Below are 12232 nucleotides of genomic sequence, written 5' to 3'. Positions count from 1 at the left end.
TCTTGGTAAATCCTGCGCTAGTTCTGCTCCAGAATCTGGAACAGCTCGTCGAGCTTGGGCGTCAGGATAATTTCGGTGCGGCGGTTCAGGGCTTTGTTGGCGGGCGTATCGTTGGTAGCGACAGGCAAGTATTGTGCTCTGCCAGAAGGAGTTACCTGGCTGGCTGGCAAGCCGGCCGTCGTCAGGATGCGCGTGATTTCGGTGGCGCGCAGCACGCTCAGATCCCAGTTGTCGCGCATACCGGCGGTGCCGCGGGCGATGGGCACGTTATCGGTGTGGCCTTCCACCAGTACGTTCACGTCTTGGTTTCCTTTGAGGGCCGTGGCCAGTTTCTTGAGTGCTTCTTGGCCTTTGGGATCAACTTTGGTAGAGCCTGATTTGAACAGCAGCTGCTCCGACAACGACACGTATACTTTGCCGTTTTTGAGATTTACCTGCAAGTCGTTGGCATTGAAACCGAGCAGAGCGTCTGCTACTTTTTGGCGTAAGTTCTTCACTGCCTGATCTTTCTGTTCGAGCACGCGCTGCATTTCGGCGAGTCGGGCTTCGCGCTCTTTCAACTGTTCCTGCGTCGAGCCAAGGTTGGCATTGAGTTGGTTTACCTGCTGATTCTTGCTGAGCAGGTTGTTGCGCAACTGTTCTTCGCTTTGGGCTTTCTCTTGCTCCAGCGCCGCTTTTTCGGCCTGCAGTTGATCTCTGGATTTGGTCAGTTCGTCGCGCTGAGTTTGCAGGGCCATGTATTTCTTCTGCGATACGCACGACGGAGTGCCGATCAGAATACCTGCGCTTAACAAAGTCAGCAGCGCGGTACGAGGGAGGTTCAGATTCATAAGGAAAGGGAGAAAGGGTTGGAGATTGGGCCTTCAAACGGACGAGCTTCCTGCCGAGTTGCCGAGGGAGCACCACCAAGAAGCCCAGCGTTGACAACCACCAAAGGTGCGGCAACTTAGCGTGGGCTTGCGAGAATTGCTATACATCTGCGACGGCCGTCGTACCTTCCGCCGCATATTGGCTGTGTTTCCCGTGTTGTTTTTCTTTCCTCGCTTACGTATTTCGTTCCGGGTCCGGCATTGGCAGCTGTTCGCATCGATTGCGAGCGCTGTATGCCTGGGTATTACTTCGCAGGCCGCGGCCGAACCGATGCCGCAAACGGCCCGTTATTGGGTGCAGTTGCGCGACAAGGGGGGCGTTCGGTTTGATCCCGCTACCTACTTTTCACCCCAGGCTCAGGCCCGGCGGCGGCGGCAACACCTGCCCGCCGCCGACAGCAGTGATTTTCCGGTGCGCCCCGATTATGTGAGTCGCGTACAGGCTGGGGTCGATTCGGTGGTTTTCGTAAGCCGTTGGTTTAATGCAATTTCCTGTTGGGCAACCCCCATGCAGGCGACGCGGCTGCGGCATTTGCCGGGCGTACGCGCCGTGACGCGGCGGCCCGACGCCTCCTTGTTACCTGCTGCCCTGACTAGCTTATCTGCCCTTGGCAACGAGGCAATTAGTGCGGAAGACCGACAACTGGCTCGTCGCCAAACGGCCAGCCTGGGAGCCGCTGATTTTCAGACAGCTACCCTCGATGGACGCGGCCTGCGCATTGCCATTTTCGACGTGGGCTTCAACGGAGCCGACCATCATCCGGCCTTCCAGCACTTGGTGCGCGACAAGCGCATTGTGGCCACCTATGATTTTGTGAAGCGCCGGAACTCCGTATTCGCGGGCGGCACGCATGGCACGGAAGTGCTCTCGTGCATTGCCGGTTTGCTTCCCGATGGTACCCCGTTGGGACTAGCACCCAAGGCGGAATTCCTGTTGGCTCGCACCGAGCGGCTCCACCGGGAGATCTATGCCGAGGAAGAAGCCTGGTTGGCCGCCGCCGAATGGGCCGATCGCAACGGCGCCGACATCATTAATTCATCGCTAGGTTATACCAATCGTCGGTATTTTCCTGAGCAGATGAACGGCTACACCAGCTTGGTGGCCCGCGCGGCGGAGCTGGCCGTGCGCAAAGGCATCTTGGTAGTGAATGCCGCCGGCAACGACGGCGATAACGAAGACTGGCACACCGTGGGCACGCCTGCCGACGGCGACTCGGTACTGGCTGTCGGGGGCCTTGACCCCGATACGTTCCTGCACGTCGACTTCAGCAGTTACGGGCCCAGCGCCGACCGCCAGGTTAAGCCTAACGTCACGGCATTCGGAACGGTGCTGGCCGCCGCGCCTGGCGGGTATGTGCGCACGCAGGGCACCTCGTTTGCTAGTCCGTTGGTTGTGGGCTTTGCTGCCTGCGCCTGGCAGCAAAACAGGCAACTGACGGTGATGCAGCTATTTGCCAAGATTCAGGAATCAGCCGACTTGTATCCGTATTTCGACTACGCGCACGGCTACGGATTGCCGCGGGCATCGGCTTTGCTCCAGGAGCGAAAGCCCAGAACAGAGGCCGCGTTCGACTTGGTGCGGGAAGATTCATTGCTTTCGGTAATCATCAGACCTTCAGCTGCTTACGTGTCGGCACGTACGTTGCCGCTTTACGCCGATTCGGTGGTGCGCGTAACGAGCTTGGCCCCCAAAACGCCTTCGGTGCCCCGCGTAGGGCGCGAGGAGCTGAAGCCACCTTTGTCGGGCGAGCCCAAGCAAGGCGAAGCCGCCGGGGAAGCGGCGCCGCAGCCTCCGACGCACCCCGACTACCTGTACTGGCACATTGCCGACCGCTACGGCGTATTGCGCACCTACGAAGTGCTGGAAGTCACGCAGCGAGCTGTGTTGCGGCTGCCGCTCAGCCGTTTGCGGGCGGGCGATACGGTGCGTGTGCATTACCGCGGCTTCACCCAAAGCTACTCTGTGCAATGAAGGCTTCGACTGTTCTCCTTATCGGGGCGGCGCTGGTGTTGAGGCTGACGCCTCCAGCTCAAGCCCAGCGAGTGCTCTTGCGCGCCGACGTAGCCGAAGACACCATTCGGAGCTCCTTCGGCCCTAACCGGACGTATTACAACCACTTTTATCTGGGTTATGCGGCCGTGGTTGGGGCTCCGGCCGGAGCGGGAGCCGCGTTGGAGTATGGCAAGTCGGGTGAGCTGTTTCTGGGCCTGCGCAATAAGTTTCGGTTGAGCCAGGCTGCTTCTGTCGGGCTGGATTTGCGCTATGCCCGCCTGAGCTATCACCTCAAACAGAACAGCCAGAAGGTATTGCCCGATGCCCAAACGCATTACCGCGAATACGTGGCCTTGCCTCAGTTGCAAAGCGAAGCCTTTGTGCGGCTCAACTACGGGCGGCGGGGCAACGCCATCGGGCGCTACCTCGACCTCACGGGGTGGGGCGGTTGGGTAGCAAGCTCCGTGCATCACTACGAAGACCGGGGCGGGGCTGCCGGCGCCAAGCGGACGGTAGCAAGCGAGCGCGGCCTCAACTACGTGCGGCGGTGGACGTATGGCGTAGGTGCCCGGCTGGGTTCGGGGCGATACGCGCTGGTGGGGCGATATCGCCTCTCCGATACTTTTACCCGCGCCGCCAACTCCGCATACCCGGAGTTGCCCCGCTGGACAGTAGGCATAGAGTTGGGCTGGCTGTAAAAAAATCGTTGGAATTCAAATCTCAAGCCTTAAGCTTGCGCCGGATACTGCAAGGGCAGATTGTAGCTCGGAATTCCGCATTCATTTTTTAGCATCAGACTATAACCTTGCGACTTATTTTCCGGTAAAAAGCCCCGAATTCGAGCTTTGGTACAAAATTAGCTGCCTGAGCGAACCCTCCCGATGGGCTGACGAGTTTACCATCTTGCCCACAAGTATTAATGGACGATTGCCCGATAATGAAGAAACTTCTCCTCCTTGCTTCTTTCGCAACCTTGTTGCAAACCACTTCCTGTATCAATACCGAGCGCGAAATGGGCACTGCCAAGAGTCCGCAGGTGTTTACGCCCACGCCGGAAGCACAACGCAGCCGCCTCAACAGCCGCAGCGTGCTCAACGCCGTCCGGACGACGCATTATTTTTCTAATACCAAAGCCAAGGATAACTTCGTGCTGTTGCTGCAAGGGCCGAAAATCGCGACGGCCCAGGCGCGCTTCCTGATTCTGAGCAGCAAAGGCGACACGCTCCGCAACGAAGTAATTCCGGCTACCGCCCTGATGAGCGACTCCGACTTGGGGGATGCCCCCGCTACCACGGTACGCGACAAAGAGTTGGCCATTCTGAAAGCGATGAATAGCTTCTTCAAGGAAGACCGCTTTGTCCAACCCGCCGTGGCCCGCTCGGCTGCCCAACCCGCCGAAATTGACCCGCAGGCCTGGGCCTCGGTAAAAGAAGATTCCAAAGCCGTGGGGTTCGATTACATCAGCAACAACGGCCGGGAACGTCGGATTGCCTACGCCAAAAAGCTTCAGAAAGCCGTTGTGATCGCGGAATAAAGCGCTGTTTTTATAAGAATTTGATAATCAAACACTTATAAAAACATATGTTTACTCAATCAACAGAAGGGGCCTTGCGCAAGCAAGGCCCCTTCTGTTGATTTTCATTTCCGCGAGGTACATCTGCCCAAACAGAAAAACGCGACACAACTTCTTTTGCAAGAAGTCATGCCGCGTTTACTCCAATCACCACTGCAAACTAACGCCGGCCATATGAACGGCGGGTGAAGAATGCACAAAGTTTGCTACGAATGCGGGGCGGGCTTGGCAAGCAGCCAACCTATCTCTCCTCTAGGACTTTGCACCAGCCGAAACCCGCGAAACTCGCCCAGCACGGCCACCCGCGTCTGGGCCGGCAGCGTATCCAGTGAGGCTGCGTCGGCGGAGGGCTGGCTGTACAAATCCGTAGCAGCAGCCAGCGATTCGCGGCGCAATGGGTCGGCAGCCGCGACCACCGATTTCGCCAATACGTAGCCCATCGTGCCGTCGGGGCGCTGCACGCGGTACCAGTCGGTTTGGCTGCCTACTACCATCAGGGGCGTATTGCGGGCCAGCGCCGTTACGGTGCCAGTTCGAGGAGAAGGGGTCCGACGAAGCTCGGCGCTTTTGTCGCGCACGCGCACCCACTGGCCCAGCCGCTCGGGGTTGGTGCGTGGTGCCGGTGGCGTGGCATCGGCGTGGCGTACAAACGGAAACGGATCGACGGCGCCGCGCCCGCCGCGGTAAATGCCAAAGTGCAGGTGCGGCGTAGTGGTGCGGGCATTGCCCGTGTTGCCGACTAGCCCCAGCGTGTCGCCGATGCGTACCATTTGGCCGGGCTGCACAAGCTGCTTGTCGAGGTGGGCGTAGTAAAGGTGTTGCCCGTGTTGGGTATCAGCCAGCCACACCACGTTGCCGCCGAGCGGCGTCACGTCCACGCGCGTGATCAGGCCCGGTGCGGCAGCTACGGCGGGGGTGCCGCGCTTGGCAAATATGTCGATGCCTTCGTGGCGACGAGCGCCCCGGTCGCGGTCGGCGCCCCAGAAACTACCCACCGCAACGTCGCTTTTGCCTCGCACCGGAAAACCCAAGGACGGCTCGCGCTGAATGCGGAGGGTGTAGCGCCCCGAGCGCAGTAATTCGGGCTGAACCCGTAGCAAATGCTGCCGGTCGTCCTCCACTACATAGCTGAACGACAGGGCCGTAGTGTCGGCCGAAGCCAGCAGCTTGGGCGCCGGGCGGTCGGGCCGCAGCTCAAAGGCATCCAGAAACACGCGGGCATCGGTGCCAGCACCCAGCGCCAGCGTGATGCGCACAGTTTCGCCCTCGCGCACGGCATAGCGATAGGAGGCAGCCGTGGCCCGATCGGCGCGGAAATACCCGGTTTCCTGAAAGGGGAGCGTAACCACCAGCGAGTCACGCAACGCGCGGTCAGCGGCCGTGAGCCAGTCGTGGCCCAGGGCCGTTTGGTCGAGGCCCGTTTGCCGCAGGCGGCGGGCGTAGGCCTCGTGCGGCGTCGCTTTTTGAAAGATGCCTTGCAGCGTTTGTTGCTTGCCGCAAGCCGTGAGAAGAAGTAGCAGGAGTAGCCCCGAGGCGTAGGAACGAAAACCAAAAATCATTCGAAGAAAATAGAATCAAGCGCTTTATATGGCGTTATAACCTTTGACGAAAGCACGGAGTTCGTTGTCAACTTGCCGAAGTTTCAGATTGCCCGCCGCAACCTTCGTATGCAGCCTGTCGAGCTAAAAGTGAGGAGCACTCCGGTTTTCGCCCTATCTTTTACTTTTGTCCGATACGCCCTCCACTTCCACGCACCTTTTTTTATGAAACTCATCGAATGCCCCCGCGATGCCATGCAGGGCTTACCCGAGTTTATCCCGACTGCTACTAAAACCGCTTACCTGAACCAATTGCTGCAAGTCGGCTTCGATACCCTCGATTTCGGCAGCTTCGTGTCGCCCAAAGCCATTCCGCAGCTTCGCGATACGGCCGAAGTGCTGGCCGGCCTAGACCTGAGCACTACCCGCACCAAACTGCTGGCCATAGTGGCCAACCTGCGCGGTGCTGAAACGGCCGCTTCTTTCCCTGAAATCAGCTATTTAGGCTTCCCACTGTCGGTTTCAGAGACGTTCCAGCTGCGTAACACCAACAAGACGATTGCGGAGGCGCTTACCGAGCTGGCGCACATGCAGGACCTCTGCGAAAAAAACGATAAAACGCTCGTTACCTACCTTTCCATGGGCTTTGGTAATCCTTACGGTGATCCGTGGGGACCCGAAACGGTTGCTGAGTTTACGCAAAACCTCGCCGACATGGGCGTGCGCGTTGTGGCCTTATCCGATACCGTTGGCGTTTCGTCGCCGGACACAATCGCGCCGTTGTTCAGCCAACTCATCCCTGAGTTTCCGACCATCGAATTCGGAGCGCACCTGCACACGACCCCGACTACGTGGCAAGAAAAGGTCGAAGCCGCGTATCTGGCCGGTTGTCGCCGTTTCGACGGGGCCATTGGCGGCATCGGTGGCTGCCCCATGGCCGCCGACCAACTGACCGGCAACATGCCCACCGAAAATATGGTGGCTTTTTTCAGCAGCCATCACGTAGATTTGGGGCTAGACCTGGAGGCTTTCGCCGCCGCCCAGTCTTACGCCCAATCTGTTTTTAACTAGTTATCTATAAGTAATTGATTGTCAATTACTTATAGATATATTGAAAAATTCATCTCGGTGGATTTTTAGCTTGATTTCACTTCCCTCTGAGCTTGCTCACCAGCTACTCTCAACCGTTTCTCATGCCCGCTGTCGATTTATTTATTCCTTGCTTCGTCGATCAATTGTTTCCGCAAACGGCCATGAACATGGTGAAAGTGCTGGAGTCAGTGGGGTGCGAAGTGCATTACAATGCCAACCAGACTTGCTGCGGCCAGCCAGCCTATAATGCTGGGTATAAGCAGGAAAGCCACCAGGTAGCCTGTAAGTTTTTAGACGATTTCCCTAACCAGCCCGACCGCTACATCGTGAGCCCGTCGGGGTCGTGCGTGGGCATGGTGCGCAACGCCTACGCCGAGCTGTTCGACGGCACCGCCGACCAGGCGCGGTACCACGGCTTGCAGCGCCGCATTTTCGAAATGACGGAGTTTCTGGTGGATGTGTTGGGCGTGAAACAGATCGCGGGGGCGCAGCTGCCGGGCAAATACACGTACCACGATTCGTGCTCGGCCCTGCGCGAGTGCGGCATCAAGGAAGCGCCGCGGCTCTTGCTGGACGCAGTGCAAGGCCTCGAACGCGTGGAAATGAACGAAAGCGAAACCTGCTGCGGGTTCGGCGGCACGTTTGCCGTCAAATTCGAAGCGATTTCTGTCGCCATGGCCGAGCAGAAAGTGGAAAATGCGCTGGCCACCGGCGCCGACTACGTCGTGAGCACCGACACGAGCTGCCTCATGCACCTCGACGCCTACATTCGCCGCGAGAAAAAGCCTATCAAAACCATGCACGTCGCCGATGTGCTCGCCAGCGGCTGGTAGCCAATTTGATCATCAGACATAAAAAAGCCCTGTCGGACAACCGGCAGGGCTTTTCTGTTATGGTAATTTATTGTCTTACAGCAACTTCTGAATGCGATCTTTGAGGCTTGCCGACGCTTCCAATAACGGCAACCGCGCTGCTGCCGAGCATAAGCCCAAGGCTTCCAAGGCTGCTTTCACGCCCACGGGGTTGCTTTCCTCGTACATCAGCGGGTTCAGAGGGAGAAATTCGTAGAGCAACTTGCTGGCCTCGGCATAATGACCGTCGAGGGCCAAGCGCGTCATGTCGCTCATGCGCTTCGGAAAAGCATTGCCCAACACCGAAATCACGCCCTCGGCCCCAAAAGAAACCAAGGACGTAGTGAGCAGATCGTCGCCGCTGATGAGCAAGAAACCCGCCGGGCGACGTGCCGCAATGGTCATGCATTGCTCCATGTTGCCGCTGGCTTCCTTGATGCCGATGATGTTGTGGTGTTGCGCCAGCCGGAGGGTGGTTTCGGCGGTCATGTTGGAGCTGGTCCGGCCGGGTACGTTGTAGAGGATGATAGGCAACGCGCTGCTATCGGCCAGCCGCAGATAGTGCTGAATAATACCGGCTTGCGAAGGCTTGTTATAAGCCGGGCTGGCCGACAAAATCGCAGTGATGCCGGTGAGGTCAGTTGAGCGAAAAGTGGCTTCGACGCCGGCCGTGTCGTTGCCGCCGATGCCGTACACGAGCGGTACACGGCCTGCTACATGCTCTTTCACCACCCGCAGGATTTCGTTTTTTTCGTCGGGGGTAACGGTGGGCGATTCGGCGGTGGTGCCGTTGATGACAAGGTATTCGACGCCGCCTTCAATCGTAAAATCGAGCAAGCGCCGCAGAGCCGCATAATCTACGGCGTGGTCGGGGGCGGGAGTAAAGGGCGTAACGAGCGCAACGCCCGTGCCTCGGAGTTTGTCCATGCGGAAAAGAAGCTGTTGATTTGTAACCCGTAAGGTCAACGCGAAGGTACAAAGTCAGTCGTTGCGGCTTTTCATCACCTCTTTTTCTTTTCAAAGATTCTCTTGCGCTCGCTTTGCAGCGCCGTTCACATGGTAGTAACCCGTAGTGCGTTCCTCGCTGCCGCCCTGGCCGCAACTTTTTCCATCTCTTCCTGCGAAACCAAATCCGCTACGGCTTCCGCATCGATGAGCAAATCTGCCGTTGAGTCTGCCAAAGATTCATCGGCTACCACTGCGGCTCCGGCATCCGCGTCGGCCCCCGACCCGAGCAGCATTCCGGCCGGCAAAATTGCCAGCGCCGAAACCATTTTGGGCCGCGACCAAGTACCGATTTTGTGCTACCACCAGATCCGGGACTGGCGTCCGCGCGACTCGAAGGGCGCGAAGGATTACATCGTGCCGGTAGCCAACTTCCGCGAGCAGATTAAGATGCTGGCCGACAGCGGCTACCACACCATCCTGCCCGATCAGTTGTATGCTTACTTGGCTACCGGCGCGCCGCTGCCCAGCAAGCCAGTAATGCTCACCTTCGACGACACCGACCTGGATCAGTTCACGATCGCGCGCCCAACGCTGGAGAAATACGGCTTCAAGGGCGTGTATTTTGTGATGACCGTATCGTTGGGCCGCCCCAATTACATGAGCAAGGCACAGGTAAAACAGCTTTCCGACGAAGGCAACGTAATCGGTTCGCACACCTGGGATCACCACAACGTGAAGAAATACCAAGGCCAGGATTGGGTGACGCAGATCGACAAGCCCACCAAAACGCTCGAAGAAATCACGGGCAAGGACATCAAATACTTCGCATACCCATTCGGCCTTTGGAACCCAGAAGCCATTCCGGAGCTGAAAAAGCGCGGTTTTGTAGGAGCTTTTGTCCTCGCCGAAAAGCGCGATCAGCAAGATCCGCTCTATACCATCCGCCGGATCATCGCCAGCGGCTATTGGTCGCCGCGTACCTTGCATAACAGCATGGTAAATAGCTTTTAGTGCATTGATAGAGAGCTCGTTGTAAAAGCTAAAAAGGCACCTAGGACTTCCCAAGCGCCTTTTTAGCTTTTACACATCTTCATACTTGTTGTTTTTTAGAAGTGCATACTTCAGCGAATCAGGATAAAAAAAGAAGGCCCCAGCGCAAGCGCCGGGGCCTTCTTTGATAAATGATAAATGCTTGATATAGAATGTGTTGTAAAATATGATGTATAAACTGTTGCGTATGAGAAGCTTATAGGCTAGAGCCAATGATTACTTTTTGACCGAAACGCTGCGCACCGCTTTCAACCTGAAGGAAATAATTGCCCGCTTGCAAGTCTCTTACCGGAATGAGCAGGTCGTTAGAGCGGCCTGTGTGTGTGCGGCACAAGCGGCCCAGCCCGTCGTAAAGGCGCACCGTGATCGAGCCAGAAGCTGGCGAGTTGGTCGTGATATGCAACGCGTCCTGGACAGGGTTAGGATAAGCGGAGCACCAAATCGTTGGCGTTGTGGAAGAGTTGTGAGCTGCCTGTACAACGCGGTTGCTTTCGTAAGCGCCAACGTTGCCCGTCAGGCCTACCTGCGGGGTAGGCGTGCCGTAGAAGTCGCGTGGGCCAGGCGAGTAGCTAAACAGCGCATTCAGGTCAAGCGCCGCCCCGATCAGGGCCGAGGTAGGCTGTAATACATAAGCTGCTAAGGCCGAATTAGGAGAACGGTTCAGCGTGCCACCCGAGCCGGGCGCTGTGAACTTAGGGTCGATGTCGAAGCCAACTGCGTGGCCGCCAACATGTTCCTGCCCAGAAGCAGTCCGCCACTCAGTAAGTGAGTTGAAAGTGCTTCCTCCCCATTGCAGCGTCAGCGCCTGGTCGGTGCCCCAGTAACAGTTGCCTTGGAAACGCACGCCTTGCGTAGTCTGGGAAGATACTATCGGCAACCCACCAGTTGTTTGCAACACGTTGTTGGTGAAAGCGATCTCAGAGACGTCGCCGCTAATGATAGAAATGGCTTTAGGAGTAGAGCCGTCGGCAGCCGGAGTTACGAAAACAGTATTGTTGTGGATATTGGCTCGTTGAATTCCTCCGTTCGATCCAGACGACCACAGCATAATAGCTCCTTGGTTGTAGCGACGAGCATCGTTTTCGCTTATATTGTAGCGAATGGTTATATCGTGAAATTCGGGGGCCCCGTAGTACTGAGCTAGCAAGTAGCCGGCGCCTTCGTTGTCGTGAGAATAGTTGTATTGTAAGATTGAGTTGGTGCAGCCACCATCCAAATCAAAGCCGCCGCCATCGTGTGCGGTGCCCGAATGGTTGTGATGTGACTCGCATTCCTGAATCACTAAATTGTTGCAGCAGTACCCCCAGATACCAACTGGGCCACCGCCGGGGTTTGCATTGAGCCAGCCATTGTTGTAGGCTTCGCAATGTTCAACCAAGCCACCGTCTACGCCAGCAATTACAATACCGCTACCCGTATTGGTATACGTTACATCAGCACGGCCTGAATTGTCATAAGCCTTGCAAGCACCGATGTACCAGTTGTGGTGGGCATTGAGAAGCTCAGAATATGAGGATATACCTGAATCGCCATTTGCATGGGCTGAGCTATTGGTGACCCGGACATTATCGTACCCGCTTGCGCCATTCCAGCTACCAATTGAAATTCCGCCAGAGCGGTAACCACTAACATCTAAGCTGTCGAGCACCAGATGATTGAGGTGCGTATTAGCGGAGTCGAGGTAAAAAGTAACACCAGATTCGGTATTGGAAAGGCGACCGGAGCCCACAAAATTTAGGCTCCGTAACTCAATTCCGCCGACGTTGTAGGCGTAGAACCCAGACGATTTGCCGCTGGCAATGGTGGCGCGGCTTTTACCGTAGGAACTAATCACAATAGGCTGGGCTTTCGTTCCCTGAATTTTGCTCCCTAGATAAATACTACCCATAAAGGTTCGGTTCCCTTCAAACAGGACGCGGTCGCCAGCGTGCAAGCTGGCAGTGGTTACCCGCTCAATCGTTTGCCACGCCGTCGCGACAGAAGTGCCAGCGCCCTTATCATTGCCATTTGCACTTACGTAATACGTAGTTGCTTGCGCACGGTAGGAAAAAAGGAAAGTGAAAAGTAAGAGAAAATGTAGCTGTATCTTCATGCTTGAACCCTTATTGTTTTCAGGCTCAATATTATAGCATAGCTGTCATTATTAAAATATGAACATTCTTCAAAGATTTTAAGAACAGATTCAGAATGTTAAAATATAATATTTGCATCATCCTGTTTTGGATGATTTTCAGGTCATTGGCCTTGGATTTAGCATTTAAGAAATAATTTTTGGGATACTTGTTAACTGATGAAAAGTCTTATACAGCTAAAAAGTT

10 protein-coding genes are annotated in these 12232 nt (G+C 56.4%); 6 read left to right on the top strand and 4 right to left on the bottom strand.

Going from position 1 to position 12232, the window contains the following annotated elements; genetic code table 11:
• Window positions 1-17: 17 nt before the first annotated feature.
• Window positions 18-830, bottom strand: a complete 813-nt coding sequence (locus FHG12_RS19410) for an OmpA family protein (protein WP_165699467.1) — start codon at window positions 828-830, stop codon at window positions 18-20.
• 106 nt (window positions 831-936) lie between these two features.
• Between FHG12_RS19410 and FHG12_RS19405 the strand changes: the two genes are divergently transcribed.
• The 3 genes from FHG12_RS19405 to FHG12_RS19395 all read left to right on the top strand — a co-directional run bounded on the left by FHG12_RS19405 (window position 937) and on the right by FHG12_RS19395 (window position 4396).
• The gene (locus tag FHG12_RS19405; protein ID WP_230471203.1) at window positions 937-2841 is read left to right on the top strand and encodes a S8 family serine peptidase; all 1905 of its coding nucleotides are present in this window, start codon (window positions 937-939) and stop codon (window positions 2839-2841) included.
• Window positions 2838-3560, top strand: coding sequence for a hypothetical protein (locus FHG12_RS19400; protein ID WP_139517363.1), 723 nt, complete (start codon window positions 2838-2840; stop codon window positions 3558-3560). Before FHG12_RS19405 ends, FHG12_RS19400 begins: the two co-directional genes overlap by 4 nt.
• Before the next feature lie 239 nt (window positions 3561-3799).
• Window positions 3800-4396 (top strand): hypothetical protein, encoded by a 597-nt coding sequence (locus tag FHG12_RS19395; protein ID WP_139517362.1) that lies wholly within the window; start codon window positions 3800-3802, stop codon window positions 4394-4396.
• Window positions 4397-4641: 245 nt separating this feature from the next.
• Here FHG12_RS19395 and FHG12_RS19390 read toward each other — a convergent pair whose 3' ends face one another.
• Window positions 4642-5994, bottom strand: a complete 1353-nt coding sequence (locus tag FHG12_RS19390) for a M23 family metallopeptidase (RefSeq protein WP_139517361.1) — start codon at window positions 5992-5994, stop codon at window positions 4642-4644.
• 204 nt (window positions 5995-6198) lie between these two features.
• On the opposite strand from FHG12_RS19390, the gene FHG12_RS19385 reads away from it, so the two are divergent.
• Together FHG12_RS19385 and FHG12_RS19380 are read left to right on the top strand one after the other, a co-directional pair.
• Entirely contained in the window at window positions 6199-7044 is an 846-nt protein-coding gene (locus FHG12_RS19385; protein ID WP_139517360.1) for a hydroxymethylglutaryl-CoA lyase, read from the top strand.
• 122 nt (window positions 7045-7166) lie between these two features.
• Window positions 7167-7898 (top strand): (Fe-S)-binding protein, encoded by a 732-nt coding sequence (locus FHG12_RS19380; protein ID WP_139517359.1) that lies wholly within the window; start codon window positions 7167-7169, stop codon window positions 7896-7898.
• Between the two features lie 75 nt (window positions 7899-7973).
• On the opposite strand, the gene dapA is transcribed toward FHG12_RS19380, so the two are convergent.
• Complete coding sequence (dapA, locus tag FHG12_RS19375) at window positions 7974-8843, bottom strand: 4-hydroxy-tetrahydrodipicolinate synthase (RefSeq protein ID WP_139517358.1); 870 nt, start codon at window positions 8841-8843, stop codon at window positions 7974-7976.
• A 129-nt stretch (window positions 8844-8972) separates the two neighbouring features.
• Between dapA and FHG12_RS19370 the strand changes: the two genes are divergently transcribed.
• Window positions 8973-9875: a polysaccharide deacetylase family protein gene (locus FHG12_RS19370; protein WP_230471202.1), complete on the top strand. Its 903-nt coding sequence runs from the start codon at window positions 8973-8975 to the stop codon at window positions 9873-9875.
• A 235-nt stretch (window positions 9876-10110) separates the two neighbouring features.
• Here FHG12_RS19370 and FHG12_RS19365 read toward each other — a convergent pair whose 3' ends face one another.
• Window positions 10111-11748, bottom strand: coding sequence for a T9SS type A sorting domain-containing protein (locus tag FHG12_RS19365; protein ID WP_165699466.1), 1638 nt, complete (start codon window positions 11746-11748; stop codon window positions 10111-10113).
• Window positions 11749-12232 lie beyond the last annotated feature (484 nt).

This window comes from Hymenobacter jejuensis, assembly GCF_006337165.1.
Taxonomy (GTDB): domain Bacteria; phylum Bacteroidota; class Bacteroidia; order Cytophagales; family Hymenobacteraceae; genus Hymenobacter; species Hymenobacter jejuensis.
Note: the sequence above shows the minus strand (reverse complement) of the source record. Positions and strands in the feature narration are given on the sequence as shown.

What these genes read in the sequence shown, in the direction of transcription:
- FHG12_RS19410 (WP_165699467.1), bottom strand. Translation starts at nt 830, where the DNA reads ATGAATCTGAACCTCCCTCGTACCGCGCTGCTGACTTTGTTAAGCGCA.
- FHG12_RS19400 (WP_139517363.1), top strand. Translation starts at nt 2,838, where the DNA reads ATGAAGGCTTCGACTGTTCTCCTTATCGGGGCGGCGCTGGTGTTGAGG.
- FHG12_RS19395 (WP_139517362.1), top strand. Translation starts at nt 3,800, where the DNA reads ATGAAGAAACTTCTCCTCCTTGCTTCTTTCGCAACCTTGTTGCAAACC.
- FHG12_RS19390 (WP_139517361.1), bottom strand. Translation starts at nt 5,994, where the DNA reads ATGATTTTTGGTTTTCGTTCCTACGCCTCGGGGCTACTCCTGCTACTT.
- FHG12_RS19385 (WP_139517360.1), top strand. Translation starts at nt 6,199, where the DNA reads ATGAAACTCATCGAATGCCCCCGCGATGCCATGCAGGGCTTACCCGAG.
- FHG12_RS19380 (WP_139517359.1), top strand. Translation starts at nt 7,167, where the DNA reads ATGCCCGCTGTCGATTTATTTATTCCTTGCTTCGTCGATCAATTGTTT.
- dapA (WP_139517358.1), bottom strand. Translation starts at nt 8,843, where the DNA reads ATGGACAAACTCCGAGGCACGGGCGTTGCGCTCGTTACGCCCTTTACT.
- FHG12_RS19370 (WP_230471202.1), top strand. Translation starts at nt 8,973, where the DNA reads ATGGTAGTAACCCGTAGTGCGTTCCTCGCTGCCGCCCTGGCCGCAACT.